The sequence below is a fragment of the uncultured Maribacter sp. genome (assembly GCF_963975365.1).
Taxonomy (GTDB): Bacteria; Bacteroidota; Bacteroidia; order Flavobacteriales; family Flavobacteriaceae; genus Maribacter.
This window is the reverse complement of record NZ_CAXBGF010000016.1, coordinates 52,586-74,247: the sequence shown is the minus strand read 5'-3', so window position 1 is coordinate 74,247 and position 21,662 is coordinate 52,586. Positions and strand designations below refer to the sequence as shown.

Here is a 21,662-nt window from a genome sequence, read left to right as displayed (position 1 = left end):
TGTTAATAATTTAACTAGAATAGTTTTTCATTATTGATTAATTACAATAATCGTTACTTTTAAACTTCAATTCAACTAAAAATTAAAATGACATCATTTCAAAAGTTTTTGCTAGGCATTTTTACCATATGCCTTTTAACTATTTCCTGTGAAGAAAAAAAACCAATTGAAATTCCTTTAACCATTCAACAAGATAGCACTGCGCTAATTGAAATGGTAAAACTTGCAAGGGAAAGCATTTCAGCAAAAGTAGCTGATGGTTTAAAATTGAGTCTTTGGGCCTCAGACTCTTTAGCCCCAGATCCAATTGCTTTGGATATTGATAATGATGGTAATATTTATATAACCCGTTCGAATAGAAATAAAAATTCTGAATTTGATATACGTGGCCATAGAGACTGGATGACCGAATCTATCGCATTAGAGTCTGTTGAGGACAGAAGAGCCTTTCTGCATAAGACCTTCGCTCCTGAGCTTAGTAAAGAAAATGAATGGTTGCCAGATTTAAATAATGATAGCATTCATGATTGGCATGACCTTGCAGTTGAACAAGATGAAGTTTGGATGTTAGAAGATACCGATAAAGATGGTATAGCCGATATCTCTACTCAAATAATGAATGATTTTAACGATGAAATCAATGATCAAGCAGGAGCACTTTTGGTTAGAGATGAAGATGTTTTTGTAGGTATTGGTCCAGGTATGTATCGCCTTACAGATACTAACGGTGATAAAATTTTAGATACAAAAACGAGTATTGCAACTGGTTTTGCAGTGCATATTGGCTTTAGTGGCCACGGTATGTCTGGGGCAATTGAAGGACCAGATGGAAAAATTTATTGGGGCATCGGCGATATTGGTGCAAATATAACTACAGTTGATGGTGAAAATCATAAATACCCAAATGAAGGGGTTATTGTAAGAAGCAATCCTGATGGTTCTAATTTTGAAGTATTTGCACACGGATTGAGAAATACTCATGAATTTGTTTTTGATGCGTACGGAAATATTATTTCATCAGATAATGATGGTGATCACAAAGGTGAAAGTGAAAGACTTGTTCATATAGTCGAAGGCTCTGATGCTGGGTGGCGTGCCAATTGGCAATATGGAAAATATACAGACCCAAAGAACAATGGCTATAATGTTTGGATGGATGAAAAATTGTTTATTCCACGTTGGGAAGGACAAGCAGCTTACATCATGCCTCCAATCCAAAATTTTCATAATGGACCTACGGGGATGAGGTATAACCCTGGTACCGCACTCGGTAAAAAATGGATGGATAAATTCTTTTTAGTAGAATTCGTTGGTGACCCTAGCCGTTCACATATTTGGTCTTTTGACTTAAAACCAAAAGGTGCTTCTTTTGAATTGAATACCGATGAATCTATTTTATCGGGCGTATTACCGACAGGAATTGATTTTGGACCTGATGGGGCTTTATACTTGGCTGATTGGGTAAATGGTTGGGGAAGTAAAGATTTTGGTAGGGTCTGGAAGTTAGACGTAACAGAAGATGCTAACGATCTAGCCCAAGAGCGATTAGAGACCCAACGATTAATGACTCACAGTTATAAGGATGATAAATCCGAAAACTTAGTAAAACTTTTAAGTTACGGTGATATGAGAATTCGCCAAAAAGCACAGTTCGAATTAGCCAAGAGAACCTTTTGGGGTTACAGGGCATTAAAAGATGTTCTTAAGAATAATGAAAATCAGTTTGCGCGTATTCATGCCATTTGGGGAATAGGGCAAATTGCTGCCAATGATAAAGATGATGCAAAGCCATTACTTGAATTATTGAATGATAGCGATCCTGAAATTATAGCTCAAAGCGCAAAGGTTTTAGGTGATTTGAGATATGAGGCAGCAGCCGATACTTTAATTTCCTTAACCACTCATGAAAATGATAGAGTTAAATTTTTCGCAGCTCAAGCATTAGGTAGACTAAAATATGAAAAAGCCGTTGAACCTCTTTTAGCAATGATTGAAGCAAACAACGACAACGATCTTTATTTAAGACATGCCGCTGTTTTAGCACTTTCTCGAATCGGTAATGCAGAACCACTTTTAGCTCTTGCGAATAGTGAAAATAGAGCTCTCCGACTTGCAGCCGTTCTGGTATTACGAAAATTACAAGATCCCAAAATCTCCATCTTTTTATCTGATAAAGATGAATATATCATAACCGAAACTGCAAGAGCTATTAATGATGACCTTTCTATTGAAGATGCCTTACCTGCTTTAGCTTCAATATTGAATAATGAAAAGCATACCTCAGAACCTCTTTTAAGAAGAGCCATAAATGCAGCATTACGAGTAGGTGGAGAACAGGAATTAGATATGCTGATTAATTTTGCAAAAAGAACAAATGTAACCAGTAGCTTAAGAGGTGAAGCTTTGGCTGCATTAGGTACTTGGAATAACCCTTCTTTGTTAGACCGAGTGGATGGTAGATATAGAGGTGAGATAATAAGAGAAGGAAATGAACTTGAGAATAAAATTATAAAAGATATTCCCTCATTTCTAAAAGACCGTCAGCCTGAAATTTTGATAGGAATTTCAAAAACCCTAAGTGCTATCGGTATAAACTCTTATAACGATGAACTTTACTATATTTTCAAGTCAAATAAATCTCCTGAAGTTAGAGCAGCTATTTTAAATACACTTGGTCAGTTAAAATTTAAAAACATAGAAGCTGCGATGTCAATTGGTATGCAAGACCAAAATGAAGAAGTGAGAACCGCTGCAGTGGGCTTATTAGGTCAAATTAACCTTCCAAAAGAAAAACTACCTGCCATTGTAGGTCCTATTTTCAAGAAAGGTTCTGTATCTGAACAACAAAGAATGTTAGACGTTCTCGGTGACTTACCTGTCGCAAACAGCAATACCATATTAAACAGCTTAATAGAAAAGGCAAGTAAAAATCAGTTAGATCAAGGTATAATTTTAGATTTGATGGAGTCGGTAAAGGCCACTGAAAATCCGAAATTAATAGCTCGATTAGAACGATTAAAAAAGGTTGGCTACTCTGCCGATTCTTTTCAAGAAACTTTATATGGTGGAAATTGGTGGTCTGGTAGATCTGTTTTCAATAATAACCCTACCGCACAGTGTGTACGATGCCATTCTGTAAATGGTGCGGGTGGTGAAGTTGGACCTGCTTTGGATAATATTGCCAATGTGTTAAGTAGAGAACAATTATTGGAAGCACTAATAGAGCCCAGTCTAAGATTAGCACCTGGTTATGGTTCAGTTAACATAACTTTAAAAGACGGACAAAAAGTTCATGGTGTGCTAATCGATGAAGACAACACACAACTATTATTACGAACTTCTGAAGCGGAACCTTTAGAAATTCCTCTTAAAAGAATTGCCAAAAGAGAAAATTCTATGTCCGCAATGCCAGCCATGGGTCGTATGATTTCTAGGAGAGAACTTCGAGATTTAATGGAATATTTAGCAACTTTAAAGAATCAAGAAATAGAGATTGTGGGTGAAGGAAGATAAATTATAAGGAAGAAAGTTCCTCTTTACGCTTTCTAAATTCCAATATCATCTCTTTAATTATTTGGCCAGCTGGTTTTATGTCATGTATCAATGAAGATACTTGACCTATTTCGAGCTCGCCATTTTCTAAATCACCCAGAAACATACCTTTTTTAGCACGACCTCGACCAAGCAGTGTTTTCAATTCTTCTGTAGTAGTACCTTCTGCATATGCTTTTTGGACTTCGTGATAGAACTTATTCTTAACCAGACGAACTGGGGCTAATTCTTTTAACGTCAACTGAGTATCACCCTCCTTTGCATTAACGACTACCTTCTTAAAATTCAAATGATTAGAAGCTTCTTCACTTGCCACAAAACGGCTACCCACTTGCACCCCATCAGCACCGAGTACCATTACCGCTAACATGGCTTTACCTGTGGCTATACCTCCAGCAGCAATTAATGGAATATGTATTTGCTCTTTAACCGTAGGTATCAATACTATCGTAGTGGTTTCATCACGACCATTATGGCCTCCTGCTTCAAAACCTTCGGCAACAATAGCATCTACACCAGCCTCTTGCGCTTTCAATGCAAATTTCAAACTGCTTACAACATGTACTACGGTTATTCCTTTTTCCTTTAAAAACGAGGTCCAGGTTTTTGGGTTTCCTGCAGATGTAAATACAATCTTAACATCCTCTTCTATGATAATATCTATGAGCTTTTCAATATCGGGATATAACATAGGAATATTGACACCAAATGGCTTATCAGTTGCCTTTTTACATTTTTGAATATGCTCACGTAAAACTTCCGAATACATACTACCGGCACCTATAACACCCAACCCCCCAGCGTTAGATACAGCACTGGCCAATCGCCAACCGCTTGTCCATACCATGCCACCTTGTACAATAGGGTATTCAATATTAAAAAGTTCGGTAATTCTATTCTGCATGAGAAAATTTTATAGCTAGTACTAAACTGTATTTATTAGCACCATAAGTTCGTTACCCAAATTTCATGAAATCACTCCAGAACCAATAAGGTCATCTTCTAAATACCAAGCTACAAATTGACCTTCGGTAATGGCTGATTGCATTTCCTTGAAATCTACATACATTCCACCATCAACCCTATAAAGTATTGCTTCTTGTAATTCTTGACGATAGCGTATACGTGCCTTAACTTCTAATTTTTCATCAATGTTCAAAGCTAAGTCTTGCCGTACCCAATGTATTTCTTTATCCTTTACAAATAAGGTTCTTCTATACAAACCTGGATGAGATTTACCCTGACCTGTATAAATAACGTTTTCCTTTACATCGGTATCTATAACAAATAATGGTTCTTTTGTACCACCTACATGCAACCCTTTACGTTGACCTTTGGTAAAATAATGAGCACCTTGGTGCTCGCCAACTATCTTACCATCGGTCACTTGATAAACAGGCTTTTTAGCATAAAAATCAAGTTCTGAATAAATATCTGTAAAAATAGGTGTTGCTCTTTCGTACCTATCTAACTCGGCAGGCACCTCAACTATTTTTCCTACTTTAGGCTTCAATTGCTGTTGTAAAAATTCTGGCAAACGAACTTTACCAATAAAGCATAAGCCTTGAGAATCTTTTTTATCTGCCGTAATTAAATTCATTTTTGCAGCAATTTCCCTTACTTGTGGTTTGGTCAATTCCCCTATCGGAAATAAAGTTTTTGATAATTGCTCTTGTGATAACTGACATAAGAAATAAGACTGGTCTTTATTCCCATCTTTGCCCGCTAGTAATTGATATGTTTCTGTTCCATCGACATTAGGTAACGTCCCTTTTCTACAATAATGACCTGTTGCCACATAATCAGCTCCCAACTGCATAGCTATTTTTAGAAACACGTCGAATTTTATCTCGCGATTACAAAGAACATCTGGATTTGGTGTTCGCCCCATTTCGTATTCCCTAAACATATAATCAACAATACGCTCTTTATACTCAACACTTAAATCGACTGTTTGAAATGGTATTCCCAATTTTTCGGCAACAATTAATGCATCGTTGCTATCTTCCAACCACGGACATTCTTCTGATATGGTCACAGAATCATCGTGCCAATTCTTCATGAACAAGCCAATAACATCATAACCCTGTTCTTTTAAAAGGTATGCTGCTACGCTTGAATCTACTCCTCCCGAAAGTCCTACAACTACTTTTTTCATCTATGCATTTTGTCGTAACAAAATTACAAAATTTCATTTCAGGATTACTTTTTTATACCTCATGTAATTAATCATAAAAATGGTCTGTTAAAAACAGTCAGATAGCGCTTAATGATTTCAACGCTAAGGACAGAAAAGATAGTGGTTTATTTAAATTGGAAATCAATTTTAAAACCTTCCCATCCAAACAACACCAAACACTCCTTTAGCATACAATAACCTCTCCTTGACAACTAACTTTTTTGAGAACCTTAAATTAATTTCATATTTACCATCCCAAATCTTACCAAACCAATCCTTAATCAATGGCAAAAGCCCTTTCAAATTTGAAAGGGCTTTTCTCTTATATGGTAAAACCAAAAGGAAGAATTACTACTTTTTCTTCTGAGCTTCTGCTTGCTCCATCATTTCACGCATTTTCTTTTGAAACTTGTTCTCTTTCTTAGGTTTCTTTTTGTTTTCCTGAATTTGCGCATGTATTCTATCATTATCCAGAATGAAATTCTTGATAACCAACATTATACCAATGGTAATCATGTTTGAAACAAAATAATACAAAGATAATCCACTTGCATAGTTGTTAAAGAAAAACAACATCATAAATGGCATTAAGTACATAATAAATTTCATGTTTGGCATACCTGGTTGCGTGGGCATATTCTGACCCGTAGTCATCATCATATAGAAAAAGATTGCTATTGATGCCAAAATTGGGAACAAACTAACGTGATCACCATAGAAAGGAATAGAAAAACCTTCTGGGAATTGATATATAGTATCGAAAGAGGAAAGGTCATCTGCCCATAAAAATGATTTCTGACGTAGCGCAAATGATGTTGGGAAAAACATGAATAGCGCATAAAATATGGGCATTTGTATTACAGCAGGTATACAACCACTCATAGGACTCACCCCAGCCTTACCATATAATTTCATGGTTTCTTGCTGTTTTTTCATTGCATTGTCCTTATACTTTTCTCCTAACTCGGTAATTTCAGGCTTTAATACCTTCATTTTAGCTTGAGATAAGTAAGACTTATAAGTTACAGGTGACATCGCCAAACGAACTAGGATAGTCATAATAACTATTGCAATACCATAAGGAAAATAGTTGCTAATTAGCGAGTAAAAAGGCGTAAATACATAACGGTTGATCCAGCCGAAAATTCCCCAACCAAAAGGAATGGAATCAACTAAACCTAAGTCTTCATACTTAGAAAGCGTATCAACATCTGTTGGCCCAAAATACCAATGTAAATCCTTAGATATCTCACCACCTTCCAATTCTAAAGGTAGAATAGATGAATATTTTTTCGTAAAACCAAAAGTTCTACTTTCTTCTTCAACTAAATTCACTGAGGTTAAATCACCATTTTTAAAAGGTTGATCAGCAGCAAGAATACTACTAAAGAAATGCTGTCTATATGAAATCCACTTTACATCTTCTTCCGTTTCTTCATCATCACTACCTTCAGAAAGCTTACTTATTTTATCATCTTCATGATTATACGTCAATCGGGTATATCGGTTTTCGTACTGAATACTTTTAGAGTGACGAATACCTTTTAACTTCCAATCTAATTGAACTGGCTTACTAGAATTTATCACATTATCCAAACCTTTTGACTTGATCGTAAAATCGACCAAATATTCATTAGGCTTCATCTCATACCTATATTCTAAATATTGATTATTAGATGTTTTTGCCTTTAAAGAAAGAACTTGATTTCCGTTATCGTTGGTAAGGATTGGCTCAAAGTATAAATCTTGAGTATTTAATACTCGATTATCAGATGTAGAAAAATCCAATCCGAAAGAAGCATTACCATCTTTAATCAAATAAACCGGTACAGAGTCATAGGTCACGAAATTTTTCATTATCGCTTCCGTAATCTGCCCACCTTTATTACTAATCTTCAAAAGAAGCACATCGTTCTCCAAAGTAGTAACTTCATTCGACGGTTTTGTAAATCCAAAAGCTCCAAGTGTCCCTTGGTAATTTGCTACGGCAGTTGAATCTTGCAAATCTAACTGAGGAATATCATTAATTACAGTTTCTGTTTCTAAATTCTCAGATGTCTTTGCAGCCTCAACTTGCTCTTGCTTTGCCTTTTCTGCCGCTAACTCTTCTGGAGTCGGTTGATTTTGGTAAAACATGAAGATCAGTATTCCGAAAATAAGCACGAAGCCTATGATGGATTGTACATCAAATTTCTTTTCTTCCATGTGGTATTTCTAAATTAATTGGGAATATTTGATTTTTAAGAAAGCAAATATATGTCCAAATATGAAGTTTATGCCAATGTGGCATTAGTTTGTGTTTTTTTACGCTCTAAAGCCGCTTTAACGAAACCTACAAATAATGGATGTGGGTTAGCTACCGTACTTTTATATTCTGGATGATATTGTACACCAATAAACCATGGATGGTCTTTTAGCTCCACTATCTCAACCAAATTAGTTTCCTTATTAAAACCTGTAGCATGTAAACCAGATTTTTCTAATTGCCCTAAATAGGCGTTATTAAATTCATATCTATGACGATGACGTTCGCTAATTTGTTTCGCCCCATTATACATTTTCTGAACTAAGCTACCTTCTTTCAAATCACAATCCCAAGCACCTAAACGCATGGTACCTCCTTTTTCGGTGACATTTTTTTGCTCTTCCATGATACTGATTACAGGATCTGGAGTTTTTTCGTCCATCTCTGTCGAATTTGCTTCTTTAAGTCCTAATATATTACGAGCATATTCTATAACTGCCATTTGCATTCCTAAACAAATGCCTAAGAAAGGTATCTTCTTAACTCGTGCATATTCTACAGCTTTTACTTTACCTTCAATACCACGTTCACCAAAACCAGGTGCAACCAAAATTGCATCTAACCCTTTTAATTTACTTTCGTAATTGTCAGCTGTAATATACTCTGAATGAACAGATTTCACGTTCACCTTTACTTCATTTGAAGCACCGGCATGAATAAAGGCTTCTAAAATAGACTTATAAGAATCTTGTAATTCAACATATTTACCTACTAAACCAATGGTAACTTCATTCTTTGGGTTTTTATGTCTTTTTAAAAAGTCGTTCCAACGACCTAAATCAGGTTCAACTATATTTGGCAATGCTAATTTTTGTAATGTAACCGTATCAAGTCCTTCTTCTTGCATCAATAGTGGAACATCATAAATAGTAGAAGCATCTATACTTTGTATAACCGCCTCACGCTTCACGTTACAAAACAGCGCTAATTTATCTTTGATTTCATCAGATATCTCGTGTTCTGTTCGGCACACAAGAATATCGGCTTTTATCCCGCTCTCCATCAATGTTTTTACAGAATGCTGTGTAGGCTTAGTTTTCAATTCACCTGCCGCAGAAAGGTAAGGCACCAAGGTTAAATGAATAACTATGGCATTATTATCCCCCAGCTCCCATAGCAACTGGCGTACCGCTTCAATATAAGGCAGCGATTCAATATCACCCACTGTACCACCTATTTCAGTAATAATAATATCATACTCACCACTATTTCCTAGCAACTGAACACGTTCTTTAATTTCATTGGTGATATGTGGAACTACTTGAACCGTTTTACCTAAAAATTCTCCTCTTCGCTCTTTCTCAATAACGCTTTGGTAGATTCTTCCGGTGGTCACATTATTTGCCTGAGAGGTACGAACATTCAAAAAACGCTCATAATGACCCAAATCTAAATCGGTTTCGGCACCATCATCCGTTACATAGCATTCGCCATGTTCATATGGATTAAGTGTCCCTGGATCCACATTAATATAAGGGTCTAATTTTTGAATGGTAGTTTTGTAGCCGCGAGATTGCAGTAATTTCGCCAAGGATGCGGCAATAATGCCTTTTCCTAAAGATGAAGTAACGCCTCCCGTAACGAAGATGTATTTGGTTTGTGCCATTTTTAGAATTCTATGTTACGGGACACAAAGTTACAAATTGAGGTTAGAACTTAACGTGTTTACTTCGGAAAATGTTTTTGTATTTTTCGAATTATGGATTCCAAGCCGTTTGTTTTAATTTCTAGCATAGAACGCAATAAATCTCCCAATTTACCATCGGGAAATCCTTTTTGCTGAAACCACACTAAATATGGCTCAGGTAAATCTACCAAATAGCGACCCTTGTGCTTACCAAAAGGCATTCGGTAATGAGCCAATTCTATTAACTTTTGCTTATCAGGATTTATTTCCATTTTTAAATCTAAAAAATTTATCTTTAAGGAATCAACAATTTAATCAACATGAAAAGAAGAAATTTTATTGGAACCACAGCAGCAGCCTCTGTTGGATTCTTAACTACTTCAGCTGCAATGGCGAACAATAATAAAGTAGCTCAACCGGACAAATTAAAGTACAATATAAACCATAGTGTTTGTTATTGGTGTTATGGAACAATACCATTTGAAGATTTTCTTAAAAATTTAGTGGAATTGGATATTCGGTCTATTGATTTGGTAGGCCCAGATGAATTTCCACTATTAAAAAAATATAACATTCACGCATCTATGTGCTGGGGTGCCGGTTTAGGAATTGAAAAAGGATGGAATGACCCTTCTTTACATGAAGAATTAATTAAGGATTACGAGAGAGTTATTCCTTTAGTTGCGGAAGCTGGTTATACCAATTTAATCTGTTTCAGCGGAAACAGAAATGGCATGGACGATTTAGTAGGGCTCCGCAATTGCGCAAAGGGCCTAAAACAACTTATGCCCCTAGCTGAAAAGCATGGAGTAGTACTTCAAATGGAGCTTTTAAATAGTAAAGTGAACCATAAAGATTATATGTGTGATACTTCTGAATGGGGCGTGTCGCTTTGTGAGACTATCGGTTCAGAAAATTTTAAACTTCTATATGATATCTACCATATGCAAATCATGGAGGGAGACATTATTAGAAATATAGAAGATTACCACCAGTATTACGGCCACTACCACACCGGTGGAAACCCAGGCAGACATGAAATTGATGAAACTCAGGAGATTTTTTATCCAGCGGTGATGAAGGCTATTTTAAAGACAGGTTACACAGGGCATGTTGCTCAAGAATTCGTACCAAGTTGGGATGATAAATTAGCAGCTTTAAAACAAGGCGTTACTATTTGTGATGTTTAAATAACATTTTATATGAAATATAAAAAAGCACTTCTACATGAAGTGTTTTTTTTGTCATTATAGTAAAATCATTAGTTTTTAAGTACAGTTGCAATATCTTTCACCCATTTCTCTTGAACAGTTAAATTTCTAGAATAGTTGGTTTCCGAATCGTATTTGTTTTGAAAATCGTTTAATTGACGAAGTGTAGTTTTATATATTTTACGAACTTCTTCTTTTACATTTTCAGTAAACTTTGTTTCGGCCAATTGTTTACGCATTTTACGAGCATATAGCTCAGTAATATCAAAATGTATTTGTTCGTGCGATAAAGTTACATCATTACAAACCTCTGCCTTATACCAAGAACGGGTAGGATAGAAATAAGCACCAACCGTATACTCTATTTTCAGCTCCTTATTCTCTTCGGATGTTGAAAAATTATAACTGATACCACTGGCGGTTGTAGCTGAAGCACTTGAATTTATGGGTGCTGGTCCTTTAAAATCTGCCCATGTAAATCTAAAATCTGGCGACCATTCTACCTCCTCTTGACTTTGAACTAAAGAAACAGTGAACAATATCAACAACAAAAAAACGAGATATGTTTTATCTATAAATCCCAATGATAGGTTATTACTTTCTCTATATCTGGATGCAAACTATATAGCACGGGGCAGGTATCTGCAGTGTGCTTTAAAATTTTCCTGTCTTTTTCAGATACTTTCTCAGGTAAATGAACTTCTACCTCAATTTTAGAGATTCTTCTTGGTGTAGCCGCCATGTGTTTGGTAACAGACGCTGTAGTGCCTTTTAAATCTACCGTTAAGCCGTTTGCTTTTATTCCCATCATAGTAAGCATACAACTTGCTAAACCAGTAGCAACCGTATCGGTCGGTGAAAATGCCCGACCTAAGCCATTATTATCTAAAGGGGCATCAGTTACAAAAGAATCATTCGATTTAAGATGAACACATTCTGTTCTTAATTCTCCGTTATAAGTAACTTTTGATGTCATTTTATTCAATCTCTTTAATTCTTAAATCATCAATCATCATTATATAAGATGATTGGTTATAATAACCTGCAACTCCTTTTCTCTCATAATTGAACTTATTACCATTATATTCCGTTTCACCAATGAATCTAGAAACATCAATTAAATCATTTTTATAAGCCAACTTCAATAACAAATCAAATGTAAGATCAAAACCTCTAACTGCATATCGGTCTGGATCATCGCCAAAACGAGTTCTGTATCGCTCAACAAATGAATTGTTAGCTACTTGACGATTTACAGATGGGTATGTGAAGTTTAAATTAGATAAGTGTGTGTTAGATATTACCTCATTCTCAAAAGCGGAGTTCATATCAGTAGTAAACATCCGAACACTGACTTTATCCTTACCTAACAATGCATCAAAAGCAGTATTGTTGAAAGAATTTAAAATTGAAACTACACTCGCTATCAATTTATAATTATCAGATTCAACAAACACCCAATTAGGAACTTTATCTGAAAGTAGCGTTTGTAATTTATCCCTGTTAATACCTATATTCTTTTCCTCTTCCTTTACAACAACTACTTTAGCTGTCGGAAAACGTTTTAGAATTGCAGCTTGCCCTACTTTACTTTTCTCATCTGCAATAATCAATATTGTTTCATCTTTATGTGTAGATTCAGTATAATCTAGCATATGTTTTAAAAGCACCTCTTCATTTGTATATGAGAAGAAAACATTATTTAAACTTATGTCGCTTTTTGCAGGTACAGGCGCTATTACAGGAACATTAAACTTAGCCGCTTGCACTGCTACTTCCTTTAACGATGGTATATCCAAAGGACCGAAAATAGCACTATACCCCCCTAACTGTTCGCCTTGCAATATCTGTTTTGTCTTAACCAAGTCTAATTGATTATCAAAGGTTTTTACATCAATTGAAACCCCTAAAGATTTCAATGAATCTAAAGCTACTAATGCACCCGAATAAAGACCTAAACTATATTTTAGGCTATTCCTAGAATCAATAGTCTTTTCAACGGCTTCCTCATCACTCAAATTCAACTTATCCAATCTAAAAGGCAATAAGAATAATACCTTAGGAACCACGTCAACATTAATACTATCAATTAAGTTCACCTTATCCAACACCAAAGAATTCTTCACTTCAAAATCACCCACTTTATCTTTTGGTAATTTTAGAACCATCCCTGCTTTTAGACCATCTTTCAAATCTGGATTCAATTGAACCAATTCTGCCCATGTCATTCCAAATTTTCTGGTTAACCTAAACTCGTTCTGCTTTGGCTTAACCTCGTAGAAGATATAATTATCTGTATTTATAACCCCTGTTTTTACTTTCTGCTCAGGAATACGAATTACCATACCTTCTTTTAATCCTCCACGTTCTGCAATTTCAGGATTTAAACGAACGATTTCATCGGACTTTACACCGAAGTCTTGTTCTAAGCGATAAAAATTCATCTTAGCCGGTACTGTATATGAGGTATATATTTGTGTTACCTGATTTTTAACACTGCTACCTGCAATTTTAGGCATCAAAAGCTCGTATCCTTCAGAAAGATAATTAGTGGTTTTAGATAAACCAGGGTTAAGCACCAACATACTATCGATAGTAATTCCGTATTTATGAGCAATACTCCATCTTGTTTCTTTTGGTGCGACGATATATTTTTCAAAATCATTTTCATTCAATCCAACTTCTTCCTTTTTTGGAGCCCTATACTTAGGTATACGCAACTCCATCTTTTTCTGTAATGGAGATGCGTATAACTGGGTATTATATTTTTTAAGTTCTTCTTCGGTGATTTTATATTGTTGCGTTATACCGAAAATGGTTTCATTTTTCCTTACCCGATGGGTCGTATAACCTATTGGTTCTCTTGCAACAATAGAATCTTGTATCTTATTGTTAGTATTACTAGAAACTGTAGTCGTAGGTTTGGCAGTAATTTTAGCTCCCGGCACCACCAAAATAGTATTAGGCCTTAATTGCTGACCTTGTTTTATCTCTTTGTTGTACTGAAGAATATTAGCAGGTGTAACTCCGTACATTTTAGAAATACTTTCCAATGTTTCTCCTGATTTTACCTCATGAGTATTGAAATTTTGACCCATGGCCGTGCACGAGACCAATAAGCAAAATGCTCCAATAATGTAAACCTGATTAAATAAATATCTCATACTATTCCCATTCTATTGTTGCTGGTGGTTTTGAACTTATATCATATACGACACGATTTACTCCAGGGACTTTATTAATGATATCATTTGATGTTTTTTGTAAAAATTCATAAGGTAAATTAACCCAATCAGCGGTCATACCATCTGTACTTTCGACAGCTCTTAAAGCTACACATTTTTCATAAGTACGCTCGTCACCCATTACCCCTACACTATTTACAGGTAGAAGCATTGCACCTGCTTGCCATACCTTATCGTATAAATCCCACTTTTTTAATCCATCTATAAAAATGGCATCCACTTCTTGTAAAATGGCTACTTTCTCTGGGGTAATATCACCTAGAATTCTTATTGCCAAACCTGGACCTGGAAAAGGGTGCCTACCCAATAATGCTTTATCAATTCCTAAACTTGCCCCTACCCTTCTAACTTCATCTTTGAACAACATTTTCAAAGGCTCCACAACTTTCAATTTCATAAAATCTGGCAAACCACCAACATTATGATGACTTTTTATTGTTTGTGATGGACCACCTGTAGCTGAAACAGACTCAATAACATCTGGATAAATAGTGCCCTGTGCCAACCATTTTGCACCTTCCACCAAATGAGATTCATCATCAAAAACTTCTATAAATACACGACCTATTATTTTCCTCTTTGTTTCTGGGTCACTTTCCCCTGCCAAATCATTCAAAAAACGTGCCGAAGCATCTACACCTTTCACATTAAGCCCCATACCTTCGTATTGCTTTAATACCTCGGTAAATTCATTCTTTCTTAAAAGTCCGTTATTCACGAAAATGCAATGAAGATTCTTCCCAATAGCCTTATGCAATAACACAGCTGCCACTGAAGAATCTACTCCCCCAGACAAACCTAATATTACTTTTTCATCGCCAATTTTCTCTTTCAATTCCGCTACTGTCTTATCTACAAAAGCATCAGGAGTCCATGATTGCTCCATCTTGGCTATCTTAACCAAGAAATTTTCTAAGACTTGTTTTCCATCTGTTGAATGATATACCTCCGGATGAAATTGAATAGCATAGGTTTCCTCTCCATCAAATTTAAATGCAGCATTCTCCACATCATGGGTACTTGCCAATAATGTAGTGTTCTCTGGCAGATGCTTAATTGTATCGGCATGGCTCATCCAAACTTGACTACCCGTGCTTATTTTATCCAAAAACGGATCATTCTCTACAACAAAACTAAGATTAGCCCTACCATATTCCCTTGTATTTGATTTTTCTACACTACCACCATTAAAGTGTGCTAGGTATTGCGCACCGTAACAAACACCCAATAAAGGTTTTTTGCCACGAATTTCAGATAAATCAGGATGGACTGCATCGTCTCCCCTAACAGACAAAGGTGATCCTGAAAGAATCACTGCTTTATACTCAGAAAGGTCTTTTGGCAATTTATTATACGGTTTAATTTCAGAGAAAATATTCAGCTCACGCACACGTCTACCTATGAGTTGAGTATACTGAGAACCGAAATCGAGAATTAGGACTTTATTTTGCATGGGCAAAAATAGCAAATTGACCGTTCTTGAAAAGTATCTTTTGGTTATATTTAAACTGGATTTCAATTTTTTTTATGAAACATGTAAGTGCAATTATCTTTGGAGCAGCAATTATCATTGCTGCCTATTTTTTAGGAAATGCTTATGTACAAAGAGCTAATCCCCCACAAATTATATCGGTTACCGGTTTAGGTAATGAAAATTTCACCTCTGACCTCATCGTTTGGGAGGGGCAGTTCTCAACCAATAGTACGGTTTTGAAAACAGCTTTTGACCAATTAAATAATGATAAAGAAATTGTACGCCAGTATTTAGTATCTAAAGGAATTGAGTCGGGCAGTATTATTTTTAATAGCGTTCAAACCACCGAAATGCGTGATAACCAATATGAGAATGGAAATTATGTTGGTAGTATTTTTCGTGGATATCAATTAATGCAGACACTTAATATTGAATCTGAAAACGTTTCTTTAATTGAAAGTGTTTCTCGCGAAATAACAGAACTATTAAACAAAGGTGTACAATTCAACTCTTCTCCACCAAGATACTACTACACAAAACTTGCTGATTTAAAAATTGAAATGATTTCTAAAGCTACTGAAGATGCAAGAATACGTGCCGAGAAAATTGCTGAAAATGCTGGTAGTAATTTAGGTGATCTGGTTTCCGCAAATATGGGTGTGTTTCAAATTACAGGCCAAAACTCTGGAGAAGACTATAGTTGGGGAGGTGCCTATAACACCTCTTCTAAAAACAAAACCGCATCAATTACTATGAGATTGGAATATAAAGTAAAGTGATAGTAGTACTTTGACCAATAGGTTTTACTGATTTGGCAAAGAATTAATTGCAAGACTAATTGTCCAATTAAAATTTATAAAAAACCCGGAGATCTCCCGGGTTTTCTTTTCAACCAACCATTTAAGGGAATACAATAAAAAAATCTTTTTCATAACAATTTGTATTCAACACCTAAGTCGATAGAATTTAATAACCTTACTATTTTTTTAAAAAAAAAAGAAAGCTCAGGAACCACCCTGAGCTTTCAACTAAATCAAAAACCAACTTTAAACCAAAAGCCAAAAATTAAACACATTCAATTTCTTTTTCAAAACTCTTTATTATTTAACAACCAGTTCTGCTTTTACCCTACTTTTAAATCTTATTATTTTACCTTTATTTAAATTATAGGCATGATTGATTCGTTTTTTGAAGAATTAAACAGTGAAATTAAAAAGGGCATATCTGAAAGAGGACATCCATTCAGATTTATAACTATGGCAACAGTAGGTAAAGAATCGATAGCCCGTCTACGCACCGTAGTACTACGTGAGATTTCTGAAGATTTGATTTTAACCCTCTATACAGATAGTCGTACCCAAAAAATTGAACATATTGCTGTAAACAATCAAGTTAGCTTTCTCATGTATCATCCTGAGAAATTATTGCAGTTAAAGATAGAAGGTACTGCTGAAATAGTTAAGGATAACAACAGGCTTTTTAATACATGGGATAACATTCAACCGAACAGTAGAAAAGACTACATAACCCAAACTAGTCCGGGAAGCGCTATTAGTAATCCAGATTATGTGGAATACATTGAAGATAAGAACTACTTTACAATGATTGATATTGTTCCTACAAAAATTGAATACTTAAAATTACAAAGACCTAAACATATTAGGGCTTTATTCAAAAAAGTCAATAAAGAATGGAAAGGGAAATTTCTAGTTCCTTAATCTACATAAAGATTTTCTTTTTCTTTTCCAGATTATAAGGGTATCAACTGGTGTGATGTTTTTTTTACGTTGGGTGTATTTTATTCTTGATTTAAATAGGTGTTTACCTATTCTCTATTTTTGAGTAATTACTGTAAAATTTAAATTCAAAGGATTTAATGCTTCGAACAACATAGGCACTAAGTCATCACCATATTCCAGATAAAACTCAGAGAAATTAAGTTGACGCTCTTGCAATGACTGGTTAGGGAAAATTTCGTTCTGCAGTTCGGTCATTCGAACTACTTGATCTCTTAATTTTCTCTTTTGTGCCTGAAGCAAACGTTTCTCCAAGGTATCCAATCCTTTTTTCTGTTTTACTTCTTGAGCCCTTACAGCACCTAAGAATGACTTATCCGTCTTTTCGGCCAGGGCATACATATCTTTAAATTGCTCTTCCAGCAATTTTTTCTGTGGAGAAAAATCGATATCTATATTTGAAATTTCCCTAATCTTTTTATTGATCAAGCTATTCTGCTTTAAGAAGATATCTGATTTAGAAATATTCATTCGCTCTAGCTTATCAGCTTGTTTTTCAGTAATAATCAAAGCAGAATTTCTTACCAGTAAAATTGGAAATGGGACGTTCATAGCTTCAAACGTAGCTTTTAACTCTAACCAATATGCTATTTCACCCCCACCACCTATATAGCAAAGATTTGGCAAAATAACTTCTTGGTACAACGGCCTTGCTATAACATTAGGAGAAAAACGTTCTGGAAATGTATTTATCTCATCAATCAATTCTTCCTTGGTAAACGAAATGGTGGTATCATTTACTATGTACTTTTTATTACTTTCTATTATACGTTCGCGAATACCATTTTTCAAATAGAAATAATTGATTTCACGTGGATTCACTTGTACTGGGTAATCAGATGAAATTCGCTCCAACTCTTCGATAGTTTCCGATACTTTTTTAAAGGCCGTTTGCTCAAAAATATCCTTCTTTATGTAAGGAACCAATAACTTTTTTAAGTTGGCATCATCGCCATCAACAATTACCAAGCCGTAGTCCTTAAAAATTTCATTGGCTAAATACCTAGTTGCATCCGTGAGGTTATCATGTTTTAAATAGGCATTTTCAAATAAATTTTTTAGTTGATTGGCGTTTTTACTATAACCAATAGTTTGTGCATATAAATCAAAAACTTCATCTAACCCCTTTGTTTCTATATGGCCTACAGCACCTGATGCATTTTTGTTCCACTGAAACTTTAATCCTTTGAAATTAAAATAATTGATTTCTTCGAAATCATGATCTTCCGTAGCCATCCAATAAATAGGCACAAAATCACTATCTGGATACGCTGTTTTCAATTGCTTGGTTAAATTAATGGTAGATATAATCTTGTATAGAAAATACAAGGGTCCAGTAAATAGATTTAATTGGTGCCCTGTAACAATGGTAAATGTATTTTTTTCTTTTAAAAGCTCAATATTGGCAGCTGTTCCTTTAGAAGTATCTGTGTTATTATACTGTTTAAGCATTGAATTATGCAGAACATCTCTCTGGGCTTGAGTAAAATGCTTTCCTTTTTCTTCTAGCTGTCCCTTAAAACCTTCAACATCGGGAAACCGATTATATAATGGCTTAAGCTTAGTTTCTGCGGCAATGTAATCGCAAATCAATTTCGAAAAATAGCCCGTTTTTGCTATGGGCAGACAGTCAATATCCATATAAAATTTAAATACTTGGCAAATATAAAACCCTTTCGTTTTACATTTCCTAAATATAAGTTAATTACCACTAGGATCAATAAGCCAATTAATCGGTGAATTACAATATAAATCACTTTCATTTTGCATTTATTTTAATAGATTTGGCTGACTTAGTATACAAATAACAATATGAAAGCAATTCTACATTATATATTTCTATTCGTTCCACTTTTAAGTTTAGCACAATTAAAATCTCCTTCAGAGTTTTTAGGCTATGAACTAGGAACACAATTCACCAGACATCATGAGGTTGTTGATTACTATCAATATTTAGCAGAAGCTGAACCACAACGCATGAATCTAATTGAATATGGAAAAACCAATGAACGCAGACCTTTATTATTGGCTACCATTTCAACTAAAGAAAATATGCAAAATCTTGAAAAAATTCGAGAAGAGCATATTAAGGGATTGAGTGGTGAAGGCACGCCAGATAAAGCTATTGTATGGCTCAGCTATAATGTACATGGCAATGAAAGTGTTAGCACCGAAGCTTCCATGCAAACCATTTACGATCTATTTACTAGCAAAAGTAGTTTCCTTGAAAACATTGTAGTGTTAATTGACCCGTGCATAAACCCAGATGGTCGAGATCGTTATGCAAACTGGTACAACCAATTTAAAAATTCCCCAAACCAAGTAGACCCAAATAGCAAGGAACATCATGAGGGTTGGTGGAGTGGTCGCAGCAACCACTATATGTTCGATTTAAATAGAGATTGGGCATGGTTGACCCAGGTTGAAAGCCAGCAACGCTTAAAACAATTCAATAAATGGATCCCTCACATACATGTAGATTTTCACGAACAAGGTGTCGACAACCCATATTATTTCGCTCCTGCAGCCGAACCATTTCATGAAGTTATCACTGATTTTCAAAGAGAATTTCAAGTTACAATTGGTAAAAATCATGCAAAGTATTTCGATGAAAATGGATGGTTCTATTTCACCAAAGAAGTGTTTGACCTATTATACCCAAGTTATGGGGACACCTACCCAACCTACAATGGCGGTATTGGTATGACCTATGAACAAGGAGGTAGCGGTCGCGCTGGGCTAGGTATTATTACCAGTATTGGAGATACCCTAACCTTAAAAGATAGAATTGCGCATCACCACACCACAGGATTGTCCACTATAGAAGTGGCCTCAAAAAATGTATCTAAATTGAATGATGAGTTCAAAAAATTCTATCAAAATAAGAATTACAAATACAAAAGCTATGTATTGAATGGAAATCCTGATAAACTAGAAGCACTAACTAATTTATTGAGCAAACACGAAATAAAGTATAAAATTGGAGACAATAGCATTGTTAAAGGCTATAATTATGCAACCGGAAAATCTGGAACCATAAAAAGTAATGATAAGAGTATTATAGTTTCTACGGATCAAGCGAAGAGCACATTAGTTAAAGTTTTGTTCGAACCAATGGCAAAGCTTAGCGACTCTGTTACTTATGATATTACGGCATGGTCATTACCTTACGCATATGGTCTCGATGCAATTGCGAGTGAGAGCAATGTTCCTGGCACTCTTTCAAATTCACTAAACATCACTTCTAAAATTGTAAAAGCTGATAGTTATGCATATTTAGCCGACTGGAACAGCATGAAAGATGCAAGGTTCTTGGCTGAACTGCTACGAAATAAAATTCGTGTTCGTTATGCCCACAAACCCTTTACTTTAGATGGTATTTCACATGAAAGAGGAACTCTTATTATTACTAAAAGTGATAACAAACAAGTAAAAAATTTCAATGATATATTAACAAAAGCCTCTGAAAATCATAATAAAAATATTACCCCAACCAACACCGGTTTTGTAGAAAGTGGTAAGGATTTTGGTTCTGGCTATGTTGATGTAATCCAGAATTTAAATATTGCCGTACTTTCTGGAGAACCAACATCGACCTTGCGTTTTGGTGAAATATGGAACTTTTTTGAGCAGCAATTAAATTACCCAATTTCTGTATTAGATGAGGATTATTTTAGTAAGATTGATTTAACTACATATGATATTCTTATTTTACCTGATGGATGGGGTTATAATAGCTTCTTATCTAATCATATCAAAGAAAAAATCAAGGATTGGGTAAAACTTGGAGGAAAACTTATTGTAATGGGAGGCGCCATTGATGCCCTTACCTCATCAGATAAAGATTTTGCTATTAAGGAAAAAGAAACCGAGAAAGATTCAACGAACACCATTTCGTCTTTTGAAATATCTGAACGAGAACAGATTAAATCTGCCATTACTGGCGCAATTTTCAAAGCTAATGTAGACAATACGAATCCGTTAGCTTATGGCTACGATGACACTTATTTCACATTAAAATTAGGAGATAGGGCATATAAATATTTAGAAAATGGAAGTGCTGTTTACCTTAGTGAAGGTGCCTACGAACCTGTATCTGGTTTTGCTGGCAGTGAAGCAAAAAAGAAAATTGCAGAAACATTAATTTTCGGAACTGAAGAAATGGGTAGAGGTCAAATAATATATATGGTTGACAATCCCCTTTTTAGAGGTTTTTGGGAAAATGGAAAGCTATTTTTTGCCAATGCACTTTTTATGGTTAAATAAAAATATC

General features: G+C 35.1%; 15 protein-coding genes. 5 read left to right on the top strand and 10 right to left on the bottom strand.

Annotated features, from left to right (window positions below; all coding sequences use genetic code 11):
• Nucleotides 1-87: 87 nt before the first annotated feature.
• Nucleotides 88-3,513: a HEAT repeat domain-containing protein gene (locus tag AACZ49_RS15895; RefSeq protein WP_339656938.1), complete on the top strand. Its 3,426-nt coding sequence runs from the start codon at nt 88-90 to the stop codon at nt 3,511-3,513.
• Nucleotide 3,514: 1 nt separating this feature from the next.
• On the opposite strand, the gene AACZ49_RS15890 is transcribed toward AACZ49_RS15895, so the two are convergent.
• From AACZ49_RS15890 to AACZ49_RS15870, 5 genes are all read right to left on the bottom strand, one after another.
• On the bottom strand, nt 3,515-4,456 hold the full coding sequence (locus tag AACZ49_RS15890) for a nitronate monooxygenase (RefSeq protein ID WP_339656937.1): 942 nt from the start codon (nt 4,454-4,456) through the stop codon (nt 3,515-3,517).
• A 63-nt stretch (nt 4,457-4,519) separates the two neighbouring features.
• Nucleotides 4,520-5,710, bottom strand: a complete 1,191-nt coding sequence (gene mnmA / locus AACZ49_RS15885) for a tRNA 2-thiouridine(34) synthase MnmA (RefSeq protein ID WP_339656936.1) — start codon at nt 5,708-5,710, stop codon at nt 4,520-4,522.
• Between the two features lie 372 nt (nt 5,711-6,082).
• The gene (gene yidC, locus AACZ49_RS15880; RefSeq protein ID WP_339656934.1) at nt 6,083-7,936 is read right to left on the bottom strand and encodes a membrane protein insertase YidC; all 1,854 of its coding nucleotides are present in this window, start codon (nt 7,934-7,936) and stop codon (nt 6,083-6,085) included.
• A gap of 68 nt (nt 7,937-8,004) precedes the next feature.
• Complete coding sequence (locus AACZ49_RS15875; RefSeq protein ID WP_339656932.1) at nt 8,005-9,642, bottom strand: CTP synthase; 1,638 nt, start codon at nt 9,640-9,642, stop codon at nt 8,005-8,007.
• Nucleotides 9,643-9,701: 59 nt separating this feature from the next.
• Nucleotides 9,702-9,935, bottom strand: coding sequence for a DUF3820 family protein (locus tag AACZ49_RS15870; RefSeq protein WP_091626176.1), 234 nt, complete (start codon nt 9,933-9,935; stop codon nt 9,702-9,704).
• 48 nt (nt 9,936-9,983) lie between these two features.
• Between AACZ49_RS15870 and AACZ49_RS15865 the strand changes: the two genes are divergently transcribed.
• Nucleotides 9,984-10,853 carry a TIM barrel protein gene (locus AACZ49_RS15865; protein WP_339656930.1) on the top strand — a complete coding sequence of 290 codons (870 nt, stop codon included), beginning with the start codon at nt 9,984-9,986 and terminating at the stop codon, nt 10,851-10,853.
• A gap of 71 nt (nt 10,854-10,924) precedes the next feature.
• Here AACZ49_RS15865 and AACZ49_RS15860 read toward each other — a convergent pair whose 3' ends face one another.
• From AACZ49_RS15860 to guaA, 4 genes are read right to left on the bottom strand one after another with little or no spacing between them, the layout of a single operon-like run.
• Nucleotides 10,925-11,458, bottom strand: coding sequence for a DUF922 domain-containing protein (locus tag AACZ49_RS15860; protein WP_339656929.1), 534 nt, complete (start codon nt 11,456-11,458; stop codon nt 10,925-10,927).
• A complete protein-coding gene (locus AACZ49_RS15855; protein ID WP_339656927.1) occupies nt 11,446-11,850 on the bottom strand; it encodes an OsmC family protein in 405 nt (134 codons plus the stop codon). Before AACZ49_RS15855 ends, AACZ49_RS15860 begins: the two co-directional genes overlap by 13 nt.
• Nucleotide 11,851: 1 nt before the next feature.
• Nucleotides 11,852-14,038, bottom strand: a complete 2,187-nt coding sequence (locus AACZ49_RS15850; protein WP_339656925.1) for a LysM peptidoglycan-binding domain-containing protein — start codon at nt 14,036-14,038, stop codon at nt 11,852-11,854.
• Between the two features lies 1 nt (nt 14,039).
• Nucleotides 14,040-15,572 carry a glutamine-hydrolyzing GMP synthase gene (gene guaA / locus AACZ49_RS15845; RefSeq protein WP_339656923.1) on the bottom strand — a complete coding sequence of 511 codons (1,533 nt, stop codon included), beginning with the start codon at nt 15,570-15,572 and terminating at the stop codon, nt 14,040-14,042.
• 74 nt (nt 15,573-15,646) lie between these two features.
• On the opposite strand from guaA, the gene AACZ49_RS15840 reads away from it, so the two are divergent.
• Together AACZ49_RS15840 and AACZ49_RS15835 are read left to right on the top strand one after the other, a co-directional pair.
• Entirely contained in the window at nt 15,647-16,372 is a 726-nt protein-coding gene (locus AACZ49_RS15840) for an SIMPL domain-containing protein (RefSeq protein WP_339656921.1), read from the top strand.
• 393 nt (nt 16,373-16,765) lie between these two features.
• Nucleotides 16,766-17,311, top strand: coding sequence for a pyridoxamine 5'-phosphate oxidase family protein (locus tag AACZ49_RS15835; RefSeq protein WP_339656919.1), 546 nt, complete (start codon nt 16,766-16,768; stop codon nt 17,309-17,311).
• A 114-nt stretch (nt 17,312-17,425) separates the two neighbouring features.
• Here the strand turns inward: AACZ49_RS15835 and bshC are convergent, their stop codons facing one another.
• The gene (gene bshC / locus AACZ49_RS15830; RefSeq protein WP_339656917.1) at nt 17,426-19,030 is read right to left on the bottom strand and encodes a bacillithiol biosynthesis cysteine-adding enzyme BshC; all 1,605 of its coding nucleotides are present in this window, start codon (nt 19,028-19,030) and stop codon (nt 17,426-17,428) included.
• 171 nt (nt 19,031-19,201) lie between these two features.
• Between bshC and AACZ49_RS15825 the strand changes: the two genes are divergently transcribed.
• The gene (locus AACZ49_RS15825) at nt 19,202-21,655 is read left to right on the top strand and encodes a M14 metallopeptidase family protein (RefSeq protein ID WP_339656915.1); all 2,454 of its coding nucleotides are present in this window, start codon (nt 19,202-19,204) and stop codon (nt 21,653-21,655) included.
• Nucleotides 21,656-21,662 lie beyond the last annotated feature (7 nt).

Bases quoted from the DNA above. Each gene is read 5' to 3' on its own strand.
- AACZ49_RS15895 (WP_339656938.1), top strand. From the start codon at position 88: ATGACATCATTTCAAAAGTTTTTGCTAGGCATTTTTACCATATGCCTT.
- AACZ49_RS15890 (WP_339656937.1), bottom strand. From the start codon at position 4,456: ATGCAGAATAGAATTACCGAACTTTTTAATATTGAATACCCTATTGTA.
- mnmA (WP_339656936.1), bottom strand. From the start codon at position 5,710: ATGAAAAAAGTAGTTGTAGGACTTTCGGGAGGAGTAGATTCAAGCGTA.
- yidC (WP_339656934.1), bottom strand. From the start codon at position 7,936: ATGGAAGAAAAGAAATTTGATGTACAATCCATCATAGGCTTCGTGCTT.
- AACZ49_RS15875 (WP_339656932.1), bottom strand. From the start codon at position 9,642: ATGGCACAAACCAAATACATCTTCGTTACGGGAGGCGTTACTTCATCT.
- AACZ49_RS15870 (WP_091626176.1), bottom strand. From the start codon at position 9,935: ATGGAAATAAATCCTGATAAGCAAAAGTTAATAGAATTGGCTCATTAC.
- AACZ49_RS15865 (WP_339656930.1), top strand. From the start codon at position 9,984: ATGAAAAGAAGAAATTTTATTGGAACCACAGCAGCAGCCTCTGTTGGA.
- AACZ49_RS15855 (WP_339656927.1), bottom strand. From the start codon at position 11,850: ATGACATCAAAAGTTACTTATAACGGAGAATTAAGAACAGAATGTGTT.
- AACZ49_RS15850 (WP_339656925.1), bottom strand. From the start codon at position 14,038: ATGAGATATTTATTTAATCAGGTTTACATTATTGGAGCATTTTGCTTA.
- guaA (WP_339656923.1), bottom strand. From the start codon at position 15,572: ATGCAAAATAAAGTCCTAATTCTCGATTTCGGTTCTCAGTATACTCAA.
- AACZ49_RS15840 (WP_339656921.1), top strand. From the start codon at position 15,647: ATGAAACATGTAAGTGCAATTATCTTTGGAGCAGCAATTATCATTGCT.
- AACZ49_RS15835 (WP_339656919.1), top strand. From the start codon at position 16,766: ATGATTGATTCGTTTTTTGAAGAATTAAACAGTGAAATTAAAAAGGGC.
- bshC (WP_339656917.1), bottom strand. From the start codon at position 19,030: ATGGATATTGACTGTCTGCCCATAGCAAAAACGGGCTATTTTTCGAAA.
- AACZ49_RS15825 (WP_339656915.1), top strand. From the start codon at position 19,202: ATGAAAGCAATTCTACATTATATATTTCTATTCGTTCCACTTTTAAGT.